Origin of the sequence: Janthinobacterium sp. UMAB-60 (assembly GCF_900095235.1) — a bacterium.
Classification (GTDB): Bacteria; Pseudomonadota; Gammaproteobacteria; order Burkholderiales; family Burkholderiaceae_D; genus Janthinobacterium.
Window position 1 is genome coordinate 1 of the sequence record NZ_LT607495.1, and the last position, 17253, is coordinate 17253.

The 17253-nt window shown below is 56.2% G+C and carries 30 protein-coding genes and 1 pseudogene; all 31 read left to right on the forward strand.

The genetic code is table 11. From position 1 onward, the window contains the following. Nucleotides 1–130, forward strand: a pseudogene (locus K0F86_RS20555) (elongation factor Tu); the annotation flags it as partial. A 179-nt stretch (nt 131–309) separates the two neighbouring features. Continuing rightward, the gene (rpsJ, locus tag K0F86_RS20560) at nt 310–627 is read left to right on the forward strand and encodes a 30S ribosomal protein S10 (RefSeq protein WP_010394389.1); all 318 of its coding nucleotides are present in this window, start codon (nt 310–312) and stop codon (nt 625–627) included. Between the two features lie 215 nt (nt 628–842). Beyond that, nucleotides 843–1688, forward strand: coding sequence for a DUF817 domain-containing protein (locus K0F86_RS20565; protein ID WP_219136093.1), 846 nt, complete (start codon nt 843–845; stop codon nt 1686–1688). Between the two features lie 100 nt (nt 1689–1788). Beyond that, the gene (gene creB, locus K0F86_RS20570) at nt 1789–2463 is read left to right on the forward strand and encodes a two-component system response regulator CreB (protein ID WP_219136094.1); all 675 of its coding nucleotides are present in this window, start codon (nt 1789–1791) and stop codon (nt 2461–2463) included. Further along, complete coding sequence (creC, locus tag K0F86_RS20575; protein ID WP_219136095.1) at nt 2460–3881, forward strand: two-component system sensor histidine kinase CreC; 1422 nt, start codon at nt 2460–2462, stop codon at nt 3879–3881. The genes creB and creC overlap by 4 nt, the downstream gene beginning before the upstream one ends. Nucleotides 3882–3968: 87 nt before the next feature. Beyond that, nucleotides 3969–5378: a cell envelope integrity protein CreD gene (gene creD / locus K0F86_RS20580; RefSeq protein ID WP_219136096.1), complete on the forward strand. Its 1410-nt coding sequence runs from the start codon at nt 3969–3971 to the stop codon at nt 5376–5378. 215 nt (nt 5379–5593) lie between these two features. Beyond that, nucleotides 5594–6250: a 50S ribosomal protein L3 gene (gene rplC / locus K0F86_RS20585; RefSeq protein WP_071079769.1), complete on the forward strand. Its 657-nt coding sequence runs from the start codon at nt 5594–5596 to the stop codon at nt 6248–6250. Nucleotides 6251–6253: 3 nt separating this feature from the next. After that, nucleotides 6254–6874, forward strand: coding sequence for a 50S ribosomal protein L4 (gene rplD / locus K0F86_RS20590; RefSeq protein WP_034753197.1), 621 nt, complete (start codon nt 6254–6256; stop codon nt 6872–6874). Next, nucleotides 6871–7188: a 50S ribosomal protein L23 gene (gene rplW / locus K0F86_RS20595; RefSeq protein WP_010394398.1), complete on the forward strand. Its 318-nt coding sequence runs from the start codon at nt 6871–6873 to the stop codon at nt 7186–7188. The genes rplD and rplW overlap by 4 nt, the downstream gene beginning before the upstream one ends. Then, on the forward strand, nt 7188–8015 hold the full coding sequence (gene rplB, locus K0F86_RS20600; RefSeq protein WP_010394400.1) for a 50S ribosomal protein L2: 828 nt from the start codon (nt 7188–7190) through the stop codon (nt 8013–8015). Before rplW ends, rplB begins: the two co-directional genes overlap by 1 nt. Before the next feature lie 10 nt (nt 8016–8025). Beyond that, a complete protein-coding gene (rpsS, locus tag K0F86_RS20605; RefSeq protein WP_008444295.1) occupies nt 8026–8301 on the forward strand; it encodes a 30S ribosomal protein S19 in 276 nt (91 codons plus the stop codon). Then, nucleotides 8298–8630 carry a 50S ribosomal protein L22 gene (gene rplV / locus K0F86_RS20610; protein WP_170840583.1) on the forward strand — a complete coding sequence of 111 codons (333 nt, stop codon included), beginning with the start codon at nt 8298–8300 and terminating at the stop codon, nt 8628–8630. Before rpsS ends, rplV begins: the two co-directional genes overlap by 4 nt. 9 nt (nt 8631–8639) lie before the next feature. Continuing rightward, nucleotides 8640–9464: a 30S ribosomal protein S3 gene (gene rpsC / locus K0F86_RS20615; RefSeq protein ID WP_034753199.1), complete on the forward strand. Its 825-nt coding sequence runs from the start codon at nt 8640–8642 to the stop codon at nt 9462–9464. Between the two features lie 2 nt (nt 9465–9466). Further along, a complete protein-coding gene (gene rplP, locus K0F86_RS20620) occupies nt 9467–9886 on the forward strand; it encodes a 50S ribosomal protein L16 (RefSeq protein WP_010394411.1) in 420 nt (139 codons plus the stop codon). Nucleotides 9887–9898: 12 nt separating this feature from the next. Next, nucleotides 9899–10090, forward strand: coding sequence for a 50S ribosomal protein L29 (rpmC, locus tag K0F86_RS20625; RefSeq protein WP_010394412.1), 192 nt, complete (start codon nt 9899–9901; stop codon nt 10088–10090). Further along, the gene (rpsQ, locus tag K0F86_RS20630; protein ID WP_010394415.1) at nt 10087–10359 is read left to right on the forward strand and encodes a 30S ribosomal protein S17; all 273 of its coding nucleotides are present in this window, start codon (nt 10087–10089) and stop codon (nt 10357–10359) included. The genes rpmC and rpsQ overlap by 4 nt, the downstream gene beginning before the upstream one ends. Nucleotides 10360–10612: 253 nt before the next feature. Further along, a complete protein-coding gene (gene rplN / locus K0F86_RS20635) occupies nt 10613–10981 on the forward strand; it encodes a 50S ribosomal protein L14 (RefSeq protein ID WP_008444317.1) in 369 nt (122 codons plus the stop codon). Nucleotides 10982–10990: 9 nt separating this feature from the next. Next, a complete protein-coding gene (gene rplX, locus K0F86_RS20640) occupies nt 10991–11305 on the forward strand; it encodes a 50S ribosomal protein L24 (RefSeq protein ID WP_034753204.1) in 315 nt (104 codons plus the stop codon). Between the two features lie 6 nt (nt 11306–11311). Beyond that, nucleotides 11312–11851 carry a 50S ribosomal protein L5 gene (gene rplE / locus K0F86_RS20645; RefSeq protein ID WP_010394421.1) on the forward strand — a complete coding sequence of 180 codons (540 nt, stop codon included), beginning with the start codon at nt 11312–11314 and terminating at the stop codon, nt 11849–11851. A 2-nt stretch (nt 11852–11853) separates the two neighbouring features. Next, a complete protein-coding gene (gene rpsN, locus K0F86_RS20650; RefSeq protein ID WP_010394423.1) occupies nt 11854–12159 on the forward strand; it encodes a 30S ribosomal protein S14 in 306 nt (101 codons plus the stop codon). A gap of 14 nt (nt 12160–12173) precedes the next feature. Next, nucleotides 12174–12569 (forward strand): 30S ribosomal protein S8, encoded by a 396-nt coding sequence (rpsH, locus tag K0F86_RS20655; protein ID WP_010394425.1) that lies wholly within the window; start codon nt 12174–12176, stop codon nt 12567–12569. Between the two features lie 10 nt (nt 12570–12579). Beyond that, nucleotides 12580–13113, forward strand: coding sequence for a 50S ribosomal protein L6 (gene rplF / locus K0F86_RS20660; protein WP_034778281.1), 534 nt, complete (start codon nt 12580–12582; stop codon nt 13111–13113). Between the two features lie 13 nt (nt 13114–13126). Continuing rightward, nucleotides 13127–13489, forward strand: coding sequence for a 50S ribosomal protein L18 (gene rplR, locus K0F86_RS20665; RefSeq protein WP_071079767.1), 363 nt, complete (start codon nt 13127–13129; stop codon nt 13487–13489). A gap of 9 nt (nt 13490–13498) precedes the next feature. Further along, nucleotides 13499–14017 (forward strand): 30S ribosomal protein S5, encoded by a 519-nt coding sequence (gene rpsE / locus K0F86_RS20670; RefSeq protein WP_010394433.1) that lies wholly within the window; start codon nt 13499–13501, stop codon nt 14015–14017. 10 nt (nt 14018–14027) lie between these two features. Next, on the forward strand, nt 14028–14207 hold the full coding sequence (gene rpmD / locus K0F86_RS20675) for a 50S ribosomal protein L30 (RefSeq protein ID WP_010394435.1): 180 nt from the start codon (nt 14028–14030) through the stop codon (nt 14205–14207). Nucleotides 14208–14237: 30 nt separating this feature from the next. Then, nucleotides 14238–14669: a 50S ribosomal protein L15 gene (gene rplO, locus K0F86_RS20680; protein WP_034753211.1), complete on the forward strand. Its 432-nt coding sequence runs from the start codon at nt 14238–14240 to the stop codon at nt 14667–14669. Nucleotides 14670–14701: 32 nt separating this feature from the next. Continuing rightward, nucleotides 14702–16036: a preprotein translocase subunit SecY gene (gene secY / locus K0F86_RS20685; protein ID WP_010394438.1), complete on the forward strand. Its 1335-nt coding sequence runs from the start codon at nt 14702–14704 to the stop codon at nt 16034–16036. 18 nt (nt 16037–16054) lie between these two features. Next, on the forward strand, nt 16055–16273 hold the full coding sequence (gene infA / locus K0F86_RS20690; RefSeq protein WP_005663428.1) for a translation initiation factor IF-1: 219 nt from the start codon (nt 16055–16057) through the stop codon (nt 16271–16273). A gap of 42 nt (nt 16274–16315) precedes the next feature. Further along, a complete protein-coding gene (gene rpmJ / locus K0F86_RS20695) occupies nt 16316–16429 on the forward strand; it encodes a 50S ribosomal protein L36 (RefSeq protein WP_010394471.1) in 114 nt (37 codons plus the stop codon). 14 nt (nt 16430–16443) lie between these two features. After that, the gene (gene rpsM, locus K0F86_RS20700; RefSeq protein WP_219136097.1) at nt 16444–16809 is read left to right on the forward strand and encodes a 30S ribosomal protein S13; all 366 of its coding nucleotides are present in this window, start codon (nt 16444–16446) and stop codon (nt 16807–16809) included. 17 nt (nt 16810–16826) lie between these two features. Next, nucleotides 16827–17231, forward strand: a complete 405-nt coding sequence (gene rpsK / locus K0F86_RS20705) for a 30S ribosomal protein S11 (protein ID WP_010394475.1) — start codon at nt 16827–16829, stop codon at nt 17229–17231. Nucleotides 17232–17253: the final 22 nt, after the last annotated feature.

Below are 17253 nucleotides of genomic sequence, written 5' to 3' on the forward strand. Positions count from 1 at the left end.
GCCAGGCGATAACGTGTCGATCACCGTCAAGCTGATCAACCCGATCGCGATGGAAGAAGGTCTGCGCTTCGCTATCCGTGAAGGCGGTCGTACCGTCGGCGCTGGTGTTGTTGCAAAAATCCTGGCTTAATTCTTAAGCCTGCATAAAAGAAGACGCGTCGTCGCCCGGCGCCCTTCTTTTTATTCAACTGGCGGGGTTGGCAAGCATTTTGGTGCTATCATGTCGACCCTGACGGTTGTTGCGTCAGAAATTCCCGTATGACCTCATTGCCGTGCAGACCGCGCGGTTCGTTCTTTTAAGGAAATATCATGTCGGCACCAAACCAAAAAATCCGTATCCGCCTGAAGGCTTTCGATTACAAGCTGATCGACCAGTCCGCTCTGGAAATCGTTGAAACCGCGAAGCGCACCGGCGCTGTCGTCAAAGGCCCAGTACCACTGCCTACCCGTATTCAACGTTTCGATGTGCTGCGTTCCCCGCACGTCAACAAAACTTCGCGCGATCAGTTCGAGATCCGTACGCACCAACGCCTGATGGACATCGTTGACCCAACGGACAAAACCGTTGACGCGCTGATGAAGCTGGACCTGCCAGCTGGTGTTGATGTTGAAATCAAACTGCAATAAGAGTTTCAAGGGCGGCTGACAATACCGTAGCAACAGGTATTGACAGCTGTTCCAGGCCGGCGGGGTGTCCCGCTGCCTGATGATGGGGCCGGGCCTGCTCACAAGCGTGAGTGCGCCCGGCCCCATTGCTATTGGTGCATGGCTAACATGGGCGGCACCGCCGTACGCATGCAAAATCGCTTTACAGTGCCGCGGCCGGTCGATAAAGTTGCCGCATGCTCAATGCCCTCGATACCCACCTGTTAAATGCGACTCCACGTCTGCGCTTGCGCGGCTGGCCGCGCTTCCTGACCGAATTTCTGTATTTCGGCATCAAGGAGGCGAGGTCGTGCCTGTTCGTGGGACTGTTTTTTGCCGCCGTGTTCCTGGTGCCGCGCGCCGGCCTGTTCGGCCTGCCGCGCTATGACGTGCTGCTGCTGGTGGCGCTGGCGATCCAGGGTGCAATGGTGTGGAGCGGGCTGGAAACGTGGGATGAGTTGAAAGCCATCTGCCTGTTTCATGCGGTCGGCTTTGCGCTGGAAGTGTTCAAGGTATCGGGGACGATCCAGTCATGGAGCTATCCCGACTTCGCCTACAGCAAGGTGTTCGGCGTCCCCCTGTTTTCCGGCTTCATGTATGCGGCCGTCGGCAGCTACATCATCCAGACCTGGCGCCTGCTCGACATGCGCATCCGCCACCATCCGCCGTACTGGATGGCGGTGCTGATCGCGCTGCTCATCTACGCCAATTTCTTCACCCATCACTACATCGGCGACTACCGCTGGTATCTGGCCGCCTGCGCGCTGGGCTTGTACGCGCGCACCACCGTGGTGTTCCGTCCGCTCGACCGCGACCGCGGCATGCCCTTGCTGCTCGGTTTCGTGCTGGTCGGCTTCTTTATCTGGCTGGCCGAAAACATCAGCACCTTCTGGGGCGTGTGGCGTTATCCGAACCAGCTTGGCGCCTGGTCGGTGGTGCATGTCAGCAAATGGAGTTCATGGTCGCTGCTGGTGGTGATGACGTTCACCATCGTGGCCCACCTCAAGCACATCAAGGCCAGCATCCACGTCGCCCGGCCTTAGGTCGGGCGGCTTGTTGCCAGCGCACGGCAAGGCGCGCGATTGACGCCGCTTGCCCGCTTCAGGGATACTCCGGACTTGTCCATTAATGCGTGCCGCCGCCATGTCCAAGACTGTCCTGATCGTGGAAGATGAACAGGCGATAGCCGACAGCATCGCCTATGCCTTGCGCACGGACGGCTTTACGCCGCGCCATGTGACCTTGGGTGAGCAGGCGCTTGCCGTGCTGCGCAGTGAGGCCGCACCGCAACTGGTGGTGCTCGATATCGGCTTGCCCGACATGAGCGGGCTGGAAGTGTGTCGCCGGCTGCGCCAGTTTTCCGACGTGCCGGTGATCTTCCTGACGGCCCGCAGCGATGAAATCGACCGTATCGTCGGCCTGGAAATCGGCGCCGATGATTACGTCACCAAGCCGTTCTCGCCGCGCGAACTGGTGGCGCGCATCCGCGTCATCCTGCGCCGCGCTGGCGCGGGCGTCGCGCCGGTGCCAGAGCGCTTTGAGTTGCGCGCGCTGGAGGCGAGGGTACTGTTTCACGGCCAGCCGCTGGAGCTGACCCGTTACGAGTACCTGCTGCTGAAAACCTTGCTGGAACACCCGGGCCACGTGCTGTCGCGCGCGCAGCTGATGGAGCGCGTGTGGAGCGCAGCGCCCGACACGCTCGACCGTACCGTCGATGCGCATGTCAAATCGCTGCGTGCCAAGCTGCGCGCCATCGATGCGCAGGCCGACCCCATCCACACCCACCGTGGCCTCGGCTACAGCCTGGCCGGCGCATGAAGATCGGCCTGCGTATCCTGCTCGGCTACTTCCTGATCGTCGGCCTGGCCGCGTGGTTCTTGCTGAACGTCTTCGTGGAGCAGGTCAAGCCGGGTGTGCGCTCGACCCTGGAAGACACCCTGGTCGATACCTCGCAACTGCTGGCCAGCCTGGTGGCGCCCGACTTGAAGGCGGGCACGCTGGCGCAGTCGCCCGTGGCCGAGCGCATGCAGGACTATGCGCGCCATGGCGTGGACGTCAATATCAATGGCGTGCGCAAGCGCACGCTCGATTACCGTATCACCATCACGGACCGACACGGCATCGTGCTGTTCGATTCCAGCGGCCGCGACGTGGGGCGCGACTATTCGCGCTGGAATGACGTGTATCTGACCTTGCAGGGCAAGTATGGCGCGCGCAGCACGCGCAGCCGGCCCGACGACGAGATGTCGACGGTGATGCATGTGGCCGCACCGATCCGCGACGGCAATGCAGTGATCGGCGTGCTGACGGTGGCCAAACCGAATGCCAGCGTGCAAGCCTTTGTCGAACGCAGCCAGCGCAAGATATTGCAGCGCGGCGCCATCCTGTTGCTGCTGTCGTTGCTGATCGGCCTGGCATTCGCCTGGTGGCTGCACCATGCGCTGGGCAAGCTGATGCATTACATCGGCGACGTGGAAGCAGGGCGCAAGGTGGCGCTGCCGGCGTTGGGCAATAATGAAATCGGCACCCTGGGGCGGGCGCTGGAGGCGATGCGCACGCGCCTGGAAGGCAAGGAATACGTGGAGCAGCTGATGCACACCCTGGCGCATGAATTGAAAAGCCCGATCGCCGCCATCCAGGCATCGGCCGAGCTGCTGCAGGAAGACATGCCGCCGGCCGAGCGGCGCCAGTTCCTCGCCAGTATCCTGGAACAGAATGCGCGCCAGCGGCAACTGATCGACAAGCTGCTGGCCCTGGTGCGCGTGGAAAAGCAGCAGCGCCTGGATAAGCCCGAGCGCATCGCGCTGGGGCCGCTGCTGGCGCAAGTGGCGCAGGACGCGGCCGCCACCCTGGCGGCGCGCGGCGTGCGCCTGCAGGTGCAGGCGGAAGAGGGGAGCGTGGCGGGCGACGCCCTGCTGCTGCGCCAGGCGCTGGGCAACTTGCTCGACAACGCGGCTGGCTTCGCGCCACCGGGTAGCGGCATCGACCTGACGGCGCGGCGCCACGGCAGCCAGGTGGAAATTGCCGTGCGCGACCGCGGTGAGGGCATCCCCGCGTATGCGCTGGAGCGCGTCTTCGAGCGCTTTTACTCGCTGCCGCGCCCGAGTGCTGGCAAGAGCACGGGCCTGGGCCTGCCCTTCGTGCGCGAGGTGGCCTCGCTGCATGGCGGCACGGTCGAAGTGCTCAATCATGCGGAAGGCGGTGCCTGCGCGCGCCTGTGCCTGCCGCTGGCTTAGCGTGCATTTATCTGCAGACTTCACACGCAGCGCATCATCAGCGCACATGATTTTTCTACACTGGCCTCCTTACTTCAAGGATGCGCCATGCAAAAAACTCTCTTCGTCAAAGCGTTGATCGTGTTCGGCCTGATGTTGCTGATCGGCCTGCCTCTGCTGATGATTCAGGAAACGATCAAGGAGCGGATGGAATTCCGCCAGGAAGCCGTCAACAGCATCGCCGCCGATTCGGTGCGCGAACAAACCATCATCGGTCCCATCCTGGTGATCCCCTACACGGAGCAATATGAAGAGCGCGTGGAAGTGGCCAAGAGCGATGACAGGGAAGCGAAAGCGCCTGTGCGCTCGGAGTTGCTGCACCGCACGGTGCAGCGCCGCTTGCTCGTGTATCCGAACGACTTGCAGATCAATGGCAATATCGACACGGACCGCCGTTACCGCGGCATCCACCAGGTGCTGGTCTACAGCGGCCAGCATGCGTTCAAGGGAGATTTTACGCTGCCGGCCAGCACGCAGTTGCCGCGCAAGTCGCCGGACTCGCGCATGACCCTGGGCGCGCCTTTCGTCGCTCTGTCCATCGAGGACGTGCGCGGCATCCGTAATATCCCGAAAATCGACTGGGGCGGGCAGAAGATCGAATTTGAACAGGGCACCGACTTGTTTGCCTTCCGCAGCGGCCTGCATGCGCCGCTGGGCGCCATGCCGCTGGCGCAAGCGCAACAGGTGAAATTCAGCTTTGACCTGGGGCTGGACGGCATCGAACGCCAGCATTTCGTGCCGGTGGCGAAAAACAGCCAGATCCGCATCAAGTCGAACTGGCCCCATCCGCAGTTTGGCGGGCGCTTCCTGCCGTCGCCGAAACTCCGCCAGATCAACGCCGATGGCTTTCAGGTTGAGTGGAGCATCTCCTCGCTGGCCACGAATGCGCAAACGCAGCTGAGCACCATCGAGGGGGAATTCAAGGTGCCCGACAGTGCGCCGCTGGGCCAGGTGGACCGCTTCAGTGTGGGCTTCATCGAGCCGGTGAATGTGTATTCGCAATCGGACCGCGCCACCAAATATGGCTTGCTGTTCGTGGCGCTGACCTTTGCCGCCTTCTTCATCTTTGAAATCCTGAAGAGTCTGCCGATCCACCCGGTGCAGTACTTGCTGGTAGGCCTGTCGCTGGTGATCTTCTTCCTGCTGCTGGTGGGCCTGGCCGAGCACATCGCCTTCCTCGCCGCCTACCTGATCGCCAGCGCCGCCTGTATCGCGCTGACCAGCTTTTATCTGGCGCACGTGCTGCACAACGGCTGGCGCGGCATCGGCTTCGGCATGGCGTTGACGGCGCTGTATGGCGCCCTGTATGGCTTGCTGAGCTCGGAAAACAATGCGCTGGTGATGGGCAGCATCCTGTTGTTCGCCGTGCTGGCCGCCATCATGGTGGCGACGCGTAAAGTTGACTGGTATCAAGTGGGCAAGGGCGTAGCGGCACCCGCTGCAGAGCCGCATGAATAGGCGATGTATGCTACATTAGCCGACCTTTGCAGCGCCCCCGGCAACTGTCGCAGGGGCGTCGCGCAACACTTTGACATACCTCGTGTTAACTTGTTGCGTCAAGGGTTTTTGTGCTATATACTAGCCGGCTTCGGTATGGATTCGTCTTTTTTGGATCCTACGTTACTTTGTAGTTAAACAAGCCCCGCCCAATCGCAGGTGGGAATGGAGAAAAAATGAGCCTAGGCCTTCTCGGTCGCAAGGTTGGTATGATGCGCATTTTCACGGATGAAGGGGATTCGATCCCGGTCACCGTGTTGGACGTATCGAACAACCGTGTTGCGCAAATCAAAACCCCTGAAACAGATGGCTACTCCGCTGTTCAGGTCGCATTCGGTCAACGTCGCGCTTCCCGCGTGACCAAAGCTGTTGCTGGTCATCACGCTAAAGCTGGTGTTGAAGCCGGTACTCTGTTGAAAGAGTTCCGCGTCGATGCTGCTAAAGCCGCTGAACTGAAAGCTGGCGATGTTGTCGCTGCTTCCCTGTTCGAAGTCGGTCAAAAGATCGACGTGCAAGGCGTTACCATTGGTAAAGGCTATGCAGGCGTTATCAAACGTTATCACTTCTCTTCTGGCCGTGCAACGCACGGTAACTCGCGTTCGCACAACGTTCCAGGTTCCATCGGTATGGCACAAGATCCAGGTCGCGTTTTCCCTGGTAAGCGCATGACCGGTCATCTGGGTGACGTTAACCGTACGATCCAGAACCTCGTGATCGCCCGTATCGATGCCGACCGTCAGCTGTTGCTGGTCAAAGGCGCGATTCCAGGTGCGAAAAATGGCCAGGTAGTTGTCTCGCCAGCCATCAAAACCAAAGCCAAGAAGGGAGCTTAAACGATGGAACTCAAGCTTCTGAATGCGCAAGGTCAAGCCGCCTCGAACGTTGCTGCAGCCGATACGATTTTCGGCCGTGACTACAATGAAGCGCTGATCCACCAAGTCGTCATCGCGTATCAAGCGAATGCACGTAGTGGTAACCGCAAGCAAAAAGACCGTGAAGAAGTTCACCACACGACGAAAAAGCCATGGCGCCAAAAAGGTACCGGCCGCGCTCGTGCTGGTATGTCGTCCTCGCCACTGTGGCGCGGCGGTGGTCGGATTTTCCCGAACTCGCCTGACGAAAACTTCACCCACAAAGTGAACAAAAAGATGTATCGCGCAGGTATCTGCTCGATCCTGTCGCAGCTGGCTCGCGAAGAGCGCCTGATCGTCATCGACGATCTGACGATCGACGCGCCAAAGACCAAGCTGTTGTCGCAAAAATTGAACGGCCTGGGCTTTGATTCGGTTCTGATCATCACCGACGTTCTGAACGAAAACCTGGAACTGGCATCGCGCAACCTGCCTAACGTACTCGTCGTTGAGCCACGTCACGCAGACCCGATGTCCCTGGTGTTCTACAAGAAGATCCTGGTCACCAAAGCTGCATTGGCCAAGATTGAGGAGATGCTGGCATGAGCGCGATTTTGAAACATAGCGAAGAACGCTTGATGAAGGTGCTGTTGGCGCCCGTGATTTCCGAGAAGGCCACCATGGTCGCGGAAAAGAACGAGCAAATTGTATTCCGCGTACTGCCGGATGCAACCAAGCCTGAAATCAAGGCAGCGGTCGAACTGCTGTTCAAGGTTGAAGTTCTGTCCGTGCAAACTGCAAACCGCGAAGGTAAGCAGAAACGCACCGGCAAATTCAACGGTCGTCGTAACCATACCAAGCGTGCTTTCGTGTGCCTGAAGCCTGGCCAGGAAATCAACTTCTCCGAGGAGGCTGCATAATGGCACTCGTTAAGATGAAACCAACCTCGCCAGGCCGTCGCGGCATGGTAAAGGTGGTGAACCCAGACCTGTACAAAGGTCGTCCGTTCGCTGCCCTGGTTGAAAAGAAATCCAAGACCGCTGGTCGTAACAACAACGGTCACATCACCACCCGTCATATCGGTGGTGGTCATAAGCAACACTATCGCTTGATCGACTTCAAGCGCACCAAAGATGGTATTCCAGCGAAAGTGGAACGTATCGAATACGATCCAAACCGCACCGCGAATATCGCTCTGTTGTGCTACGCCGACGGCGAACGTCACTACATCATCGCAACCAAAGGCATGGCCGTTGGCGACAGCGTGATGAACGGTTCGGAAGCACCGATCAAATCGGGTAACTGCTTGCCAATCCGTAACATCCCAGTCGGTACCGTGATGCATTGCGTCGAAATGCTGCCAGGTAAAGGTGCCCAAATGGCACGTACCGCTGGCGCTGGCGTTGTGCTGATGGCACGTGAAGGTACCTATGCTCAAGTGCGTCTGCGCTCGGGTGAAGTACGTCGCGTGCACATCGAGTGCCGTGCAACGGTTGGTGAAGTCGGTAATGCCGAGCACAGCCTGCGTAAAATCGGTAAAGCTGGCGCGATGCGCTGGCGCGGTGTTCGTCCTACCGTTCGCGGTGTGGTCATGAACCCGGTCGATCACCCGCACGGTGGTGGTGAAGGTAAAACAGCAGCTGGTCGTCATCCAGTTTCGCCATGGGGCCAACAGACCAAGGGTAAGAAAACACGCAGCAACAAGCGTACGACTTCCATGATCGTCTCGCGCCGCGGCAAGAAATAAGGGGTAGCACATGACACGTTCATTGAAAAAAGGGCCGTTCTGTGACGCCCACCTGGTGAAAAAAGTTGAAGCCGCGCAAGCAGCCAAAGACAAAAAGCCAATCAAAACCTGGTCGCGTCGTTCGACAATCATGCCTGACTTTATCGGCCTGACGATCGCGGTTCATAACGGCAAGCTGCACGTGCCGGTTTATGTTTCCGAAAACATGGTTGGTCACAAGCTCGGCGAATTCGCACTGACCCGTACGTTCAAGGGCCATGCAGCTGACAAAAAGGCTAAGAAATAATGGAAACTAAAGCTATCCTCAAAGGTGTGCGCCTGTCGGACCAAAAGGGCCGCCTGGTTGCTGACCTGATCCGTGGCAAGAAAGTTGACGCTGCACTCAACATCTTGCAATTCAGCCCGAAAAAAGGTGCTGCGATCATCAAACGCGTTCTGGAATCCGCTATTGCGAATGCCGAGCACAATGATGGTGCGGACATCGACGAATTGTTCGTGAAAACGATCTACGTCGAAAAGGGCCCGGTCCTGAAGCGCTTCACCGCGCGTGCAAAAGGCCGTGGCGACCGTATTTCGAAACAATCCTGTCACGTTTACGTGACTGTCGGTAACTAAGGAGCCACGATGGGTCAGAAAATTCATCCAACCGGTTTCCGTCTGGCGGTCACCCGTAACTGGGCTTCGCGCTGGTATGCAGGCAACGGTAATTTCGCTGCCATGCTGAACGAAGACTTGAAAGCACGTGCTTACCTGAAAAAGAAACTGAAGAACGCATCCGTTGGTCGCATCGTTATCGAGCGCCCAGCCAAGAACGCGCGCTTCACGATCTACAGCTCGCGTCCAGGCGTGGTCATTGGTAAAAAAGGCGAAGACATCGAAGTACTGAAGTCGGCGCTGACCAAGATCATGGGCGTACCTGTTCACGTGAACATCGAAGAAATTCGCAAGCCAGAAATCGACTCGCAACTGATCGCCGATTCGATCGCTCAGCAGCTGGAAAAACGGATCATGTTCCGCCGCGCCATGAAGCGTGCAATGCAAAATGCAATGCGCCTGGGTGCTCTCGGTATCAAGATCATGTCGTCCGGCCGTCTGAACGGTATCGAAATCGCGCGTAAAGAGTGGTACCGCGAAGGCCGCGTGCCTCTGCATACCCTGCGCGCCGATATCGACTACGGTACCAGCGAAGCGTCGACCACCTACGGCATCATCGGTGTCAAGGTGTGGGTATACAAAGGTGACCGCGCGCCTAACGGCGATGCACCAGTCATCGATACCCCAGCTGACGAGAAGAAAAGCCGCGGCCCACGCCGTGACGATGGCAAGCCAGCTGGCCGTCCACGTCCAGCCGGTGCCGGTGCGAAACCATCCACAGCACCAGGTGCACGTGTGCGTACCGCCGCTAAACCGGCCGCCGCAGCAGCACCAGCTGAGAAAGCAGGAGAATAATCATGCTGCAACCAGCACGCAGAAAGTATCGTAAAGAGCAGAAAGGCCGTAATACCGGTATTTCGCACAGCCGCGGCACCGCCGTGTCGTTTGGCGAATTCGGTCTGAAGGCAGTTGCGCGCGGTCGTATCACTGCGCGTCAAATTGAAGCGGCGCGTCGTGCAATGACGCGTCACATCAAGCGCGGTGGCCGTATCTGGATCCGTATTTTCCCGGACAAACCGATTTCGAACAAACCGGCTGAAGTCCGTATGGGTAACGGTAAAGGTAATCCTGAGTACTACGTCGCTGAAATTCAGCCAGGTAAAGTACTGTACGAAATGGATGGCGTTGATGAAGCGCTGGCACGGGAAGCTTTCCGTCTTGCCGCCTCTAAACTGCCACTGGCGACGACGTTTGTCATCCGCCAAGTCGGCCAATAATTGGAGTTGTATATGAAAGCATCTGAACTCCGCGGCAAAGACCAGCCAGCTCTGCAAAAAGAGCTGAATGACTTGTTGAAGGCACAGTTCGGCCTGCGTATGCAAATCGCTACGCAGCAGCTGAGCAACACTTCGCAGCTCAAGAAGGTACGCCGCGATATCGCGCGTGTGAAGACGGTAATGAATCTGAAGGAAGCCAAATGAACGAACCAGTGAAACAGTCGCTCAAGCGCACGCTGATCGGTAAAGTGGTTTCGGACAAGATGGACAAGACCGTTACCGTTCTGATCGAGCGCCACGTAAAACATCCTTTGTATGGCAAGATCATCATGCGCTCGAACAAGTATCACGCGCATGACGAGACCAACCAAGTCAAGGCCGGTGATACGGTCGAGATCCAGGAAGGTCGCCCGATCTCCAAAACGAAGGCATGGACGGTAACACGTGTGGTTCAAGCCGCACCAACCGTTTAAATAAAAACCACCGTTTCGGCGGTGGCTTTTAATTAGTACTTGCAGGCCCGCAAATTGTATGTAATACTTGCGGGCTTCGTTCATGTAACGCCGCAAAGTGTCTGGCCACAGACAGTAGCATTCGCGGTCAGTTGATGTATGAAGGTCATGCACCCAAACAGTGAAGCCCAGCAGGGCGGCTCTGGCGGGACCAAGACTGACCGTGGGTCTACATTGTGTGGATTCTTCGGCTTAAGTTGGGAAAGAGAATACTATGATTCAAACTGAAAGCCGGCTCGAAGTGGCTGACAATACCGGTGCCAAAGAAGTAATGTGCATCAAGGTATTGGGCGGCTCCAAGCGCCGTTATGCTGGCATTGGCGATGTGATCAAGGTAACCGTCAAGGTTGCTGCGCCACGTGGCCGTGTCAAAAAAGGTGAAATTTATAACGCCGTGGTTGTGCGCACCGCTAAAGGTGTTCGCCGCCAAGACGGTTCCCTGGTGAAGTTCGACGGCAATGCCGCCGTTCTGTTGAACGCCAAGCTGGAACCGATCGGTACCCGTATTTTTGGACCTGTCACACGCGAACTGCGTACTGAGAAGTTCATGAAAATCGTGTCCCTGGCACCGGAAGTCCTGTAAGGAGTCGTAATGGATAAGATTCGTAAAAACGACGAAGTCATCGTTCTGACCGGGAAAGACAAGGGCAAACGTGGTGTGGTACAGCAGCGTATCGATGCTGAACATATCGTGGTTGACGGCATTAACATCGCTAAAAAAGCGACTAAGCCAAACCCGATGACTGGCGTAACTGGTGGTATCGTCGATAAGACCATGCCAATTCACGTGTCCAACGTTGCATTGTTTAATGCAGCGACTGGCAAGGCAGATCGCGTGGGTTTCAAAGAAGTGGACGGCAAGAAAGTTCGCATCTTTAAATCCTCCGGCGAAGTAGTGAAGGCTTAAGAAATCATGGCACGTCTCCAAGAATTCTATAAAGAAAAAGTCGTTGCCGACCTGACCAGCAAGTTTGGTTACAAGTCGGTAATGGAAGTTCCACGCCTGACCAAAATCACCCTGAACATGGGTGTTGGTGAGGCAATCGCGGATAAAAAAGTTCTCGAGCACGCAGTTGCTGACTTGACCAAGATCGCCGGCCAGAAGCCAGTGACCACCAAGTCCCGCAAAGCGATCGCAGGCTTCAAAATCCGTGAAGGTTATCCGATCGGTACGATGGTCACCCTGCGCGGCGCTCGCATGTACGAGTTCCTGGATCGCTTCATTACCGTGGCTCTGCCGCGCGTACGCGATTTCCGTGGTGTGAACGGCCGTGCATTTGACGGTCGTGGTAACTACAACATCGGTGTCAAGGAACAGATCATTTTCCCTGAAATCGAATACGACAAGATTGACGCGTTGCGCGGTATGAATATCAGCATCACGACAACCGCTAAGACCGATGACGAAGCCAAAGCTTTGCTCGCCGCCTTTAAATTCCCTTTCAGGAACTGATCATGGCCAAACTGTCACTGATTAATCGTGAGATCAAGCGTGCTGACCTGGTGGCGAAATTCGCCCCTAAGCGCGAAGCTCTCAAGGCCATCGTCGATGATCAATCGAAATCGGAAGAAGAGCGCTACGAAGCTCGCCTGAAATTGCAGGCGCTGCCACGTAACTCGAACCCGACGCGTCAACGTAACCGTTGCGCCATCACTGGTCGTCCGCGCGGCACATTCCGTAAATTCGGTCTGGGTCGTATCAAGCTCCGTGAATTCGCCATGCGTGGTGAAATTCCGGGTATGACAAAAGCAAGCTGGTAATAGGAGAATATGCAATGAGTATGAGCGATCCTATCGCCGATATGCTGACCCGCATTCGCAATGCACAAGGCGTGCAAAAGACGACCGTGGCCATGCCATCGTCGAAAGTCAAAATTGCGATTGCCAGCGTCCTGAAGGACGAGGGTTACATTGAAGATTTCGCTGTTACCGAAGCTGGTGGCAAAGCGGAACTGAAAATCGGTTTGAAGTATTATGTTGGCCGTCCCGTCATTGAGCGCTTGGAGCGCGTGTCCCGTCCGGGTCTGCGCGTCTACAAGGGTAAAGACGAGATCCCTGTTGTGATGAATGGCTTGGGTGTGGCGATCGTGTCGACTCCGCAAGGCGTCATGACTGACCGCAAAGCACGCGCTACCGGTGTCGGCGGCGAAGTTATTTGCTACGTGGCTTAAGGAGTTACACATGTCTCGAGTAGCTAAAATGCCTATCGTAGTGCCAGCTGGCGCCGAAGTCGCCATCTCCGCACAAGCGATCACCGTAAAAGGCCCGCTGGGCGTACTTTCCCAGGCCCTCACCGGCCAGGTCAAAGTGGAAAACAATGCAGGAACCCTGAGTTTCGACGTGGCGAACGACAGCCGCGAAGCCAATGCCATGTCCGGCACGCTGCGCGCACTGGTCAACAACATGGTTGTTGGCGTCACCAAGGGTTTCGAGAAAAAGCTGAACCTGGTAGGCGTGGGTTACAAGGCGCAAGCTCAAGGCGACAAGTTGAATCTGTCCCTGGGTTTCTCGCACCCTGTAGTGCATGACATGCCAGCTGGCGTTACCTGCGCAACACCAACCCCGACCGAGATCCTGATTAAAGGTATCGACCGTCAACAGGTTGGCCAGGTAGCCGCTGAAGTTCGTGCTTACCGCGCTCCTGAGCCTTATAAAGGCAAGGGCGTTCGCTATGCGGACGAAGTGGTTAAGCTTAAAGAAACCAAGAAGAAGTAATTAGGGGCTGACGATGGATAAGAAAGAATCACGGCTTCGCCGCGGACGCCAAACCCGCATCAAGATTGCGGAATTGAAAGTAAATCGCTTGTCGGTGCACCGCACCAACCTGCATATTTACGCCAACCTGATCAGCCCGGATGCAAAAATCCTGGTTTCGGCCTCGACGGCTGAAGCGGAAGTTCGCGCTGAACTGGCAGGCCAATCCGGCAAAGGCGGCAATGCCGCTGCTGCAGCCTTGATCGGCAAGCGCGTCGCTGAAAAAGCGTTGAAAGCAGGGATTACCGAAGTTGCGTTTGACCGCTCCGGTTTCCGTTACCACGGCCGTGTGAAAGCGTTGGCAGAAGCCGCACGCGAAGCCGGTCTGAAGTTCTAAGGATCAATCATGGCAAAAATGCAAGCAAAAATGCAAAGCGACAAGCCGGATGATGGCATGCGCGAAAAAATGATCGCGATCAACCGCGTGACCAAAGTGGTCAAGGGTGGTCGTATCATGGGTTTCGCCGCGCTGACCGTAGTTGGTGATGGCGATGGCCGCGTCGGCATGGGCAAGGGCAAATCGAAAGAAGTGCCAGTTGGCGTGCAGAAGGCAATGGAAGAAGCCCGTCGCAACCTGATCAAAGTACCGCTCAAAAACGGTACCTTGCATCACACGGTTGTTGGTCGTCACGGCGCCTCCAAGGTCTTGATGAACCCAGCTAAGCCTGGTACCGGCGTGATCGCTGGTGGCGCCATGCGCGCTATCTTCGAAGTGATGGGCGTGACGGACGTGGTGGCGAAATCCACCGGTTCGAACAACCCATACAACCTGGTACGCGCTACGCTGGACGGCCTGTCGAAAATGAGCACTGCTTCCGATATCGCTGCCAAACGCGGCAAGTCGGTTGAAGACATTCTGGCTTAAGGTGGACAAAATGACAAACACAGTCAAAGTGCAATTGGTCAAGGGCTTGATCGGTACGCGCGAATCGCATCGCGCTACCGTGCGCGGTCTGGGTCTGCGTCGTGTAAATTCGGTTTCCGAATTGCAAGACACCCCATCCGTACGCGGCATGATCAATAAAGTATCGTATCTCGTTAAAGTTGTCGGGTAAGCCTTCGGGCTTACACGAACGGAGCAAATCATGGAATTGAATACTATTGCACCAGCCGAAGGCGCTAAGCACTACAAGCGTCGCGTCGGTCGCGGTATCGGCTCCGGCCTGGGTAAAACCTCGGGTCGTGGTCACAAAGGTCAGAAATCGCGTTCGGGCGGCTTTCATAAAGTCGGTTTCGAAGGCGGTCAGATGCCTCTGCAACGCCGTCTGCCTAAGCGCGGTTTCAAATCGATGCACGCAACCTTCAAAGCTGAAGTGCGCCTGTCCGATCTGAACAACCTGGCTGTTGGCGATGTCGACATTCTGGTCTTGAAGCAAGCTGGCGTTCTGGGCGTGTTGGCCCGTGACGTGCGCGTGATCTTGTCCGGCGAAATCACCAAAGCGGTGAATTTGAAGGGCTTGAAAGTGTCCGCTGGCGCGAAAGCCGCCATCGAAGCAGCCGGCGGCTCGGTAGCCTGAGTTGACCGCTAACAGCTTGATCGGAGCGAAAATTGGCGACTAATCCACAACTTGCTAAAAGTGCAGCGGCCGGTTTCCCTTGGGGACGGCTCTGGTTTTTGCTTGGCGCATTGGTGGTTTATCGTATCGGTGCTCACGTCCCGGTTCCCGGGATTGACCCGACACAATTAGCCTCGCTGTTCAAGGAGCACGAAGGCGGCGTCCTGGGCATGTTCAACATGTTCTCGGGCGGTGCCTTGTCTCGTTTTACAGTGTTTGCGCTGGGTATCATGCCTTATATCTCGGCCTCGATCATCATGCAATTGCTGTCGATCGTGTCACCGCAGATGGAAGCGTTGAAAAAAGAAGGCGAAGCAGGTCGTCGCAAGATCACCCAGTACACCCGGTATTTCACGGTTGCCCTGGCACTGTTCCAAGCGTTAGGCATTGCAGTCGCACTGGAGTCGCAAGCTGGTCTGGTGTTGGAACCTGGTCTTGCATTCCGCTTCGTGACGGTCGTCACTTTGTTGACCGGAACAATGTTTTTGATGTGGTTGGGTGAGCAAATTACCGAGCGTGGCTTGGGGAATGGCATCTCGATCATCATTTTTGCCGGGATTGCAGCAGGTCTGCCGTCGGCGTTGGGTGGCTTGTTCACTCAGGTGTCGAATGGTTCGATCGGCAGCTTCAGCGCGATTTTCATCGTGATTCTGGTAGCACTGGTAACGTACTTCGTCGTATTCGTCGAACGCGGTCAGCGCAAAATATTGGTCAATTACGCGAAGCGCCAGGTAGGCAACAAGATTTATGGCGGTCAAACCAGCCATTTGCCGTTGAAGCTGAACATGGCCGGCGTGATCCCGCCGATCTTTGCTTCTTCGATCATCTTGTTTCCGGCCACTATCGTGGACTGGTTTTCAAAGGGCGCCGACAACGCTAACCCTGCGGTGCGGTTCTTGAAAGATTTGGCAGCATCGATGGGGCCTGGTGAGCCTATCCATGCGCTGTTGTACGCAGTGGCGATCGTGTTTTTCTGTTTCTTCTATACAGCGCTGGTGTTTAACAGCAAGGAAACAGCGGATAACTTGAAGAAAAGCGGTGCGTTCATTCCCGGGATCCGTCCAGGCGAGCAGACAGCCCGTTACATCGACAAGATCCTGACACGCTTGACACTTGCCGGCGCAGTCTACATCACCCTGGTGTGTTTATTGCCGGAATTTATGCAAGCCCAGTGGAAAGTACCATTCTATTTCGGCGGTACTTCTTTATTGATTATTGTAGTTGTCACCATGGATTTCATGGCGCAAGTACAGAACTACGTGATGTCGCAGCAATATGATTCGCTGCTGCGCAAAGCAAATTTCAAGGGCGGAATTCCGACGCGTTAAGCGCGGTAAACATACCGAATGGCAAAAGACGACGTCATACAGATGCAGGGCGAGATTCTTGAGAATCTCCCAAATGCAACATTTCGAGTGAAGCTGGAGAACGGACACGTGGTCCTCGGGCATATTTCAGGTAAAATGCGGATGAACTATATTCGCATTCTCCCTGGAGACAAGGTGACGGTGGAGTTAACGCCGTACGACTTGAGCCGAGCCCGTATTGTGTTCCGTACCAAGTAACACACTGAATCAAACCAAAGAAGCGAAAGAAAGAGCCCCAAAATGAAAGTTCTCGCATCAGTCAAGCGGATCTGCCGCAACTGCAAGATCATCAAGCGCAAAGGCGTAGTCCGCGTAATCTGCGTGGAACCACGTCACAAGCAGCGTCAAGGTTAATCGAGGAATAACAAATGGCACGTATTGCAGGGGTTAATATCCCAAATCATCAGCATACCGTTATCGGCCTGACAGCCATCTACGGTGTGGGCCGTCCACGCGCAGAGAAAATCTGTGCATCGACCGGTGTAGCAACCAACAAAAAGATCAAAGATCTGGATGACAACGAACTGGAAAAACTGCGCGATGAAGTAGGTAAATTCATCGTCGAAGGCGATCTGCGTCGTGAACTGTCCATGAACATCAAGCGTTTGATGGATCTGGGTTGCTACCGCGGCATGCGTCATCGTAAGGGTCTGCCTTGCCGTGGCCAGCGTACGCGTACGAACGCACGTACCCGCAAGGGACCGCGTAAAGCCGCTCAATCGCTGAAAAAATAATCCGCTAGGGAATAATTATGGCTAAGTCGCAAAATAACGCCGCATCAGCACGCGTGCGTAAAAAGGTTAAAAAGAACGTCGCTGAAGGCATTGCACATGTCCACGCTTCGTTTAATAACACCATCATTACCATCACCGATCGTCAAGGCAATGCCTTGTCGTGGGCTACCTCCGGCGGTGCAGGCTTCAAGGGTTCGCGTAAATCGACCCCGTTCGCAGCGCAGGTCGCCGCGGAAGCCGCTGGTAAAGTGGCTGTTGAGTGTGGCGTCAAGAACCTGGAAGTACGTATCAAGGGCCCAGGTCCTGGTCGTGAATCCGCTGTTCGCGCGCTGAACAACCTGGGCATCAAGATCACCGAGATCCAGGACGTGACGCCGGTACCGCACAACGGTTGCCGTCCACCGAAACGCCGTCGTATCTAAGATAGTGTTGCAGAGGGCGCTT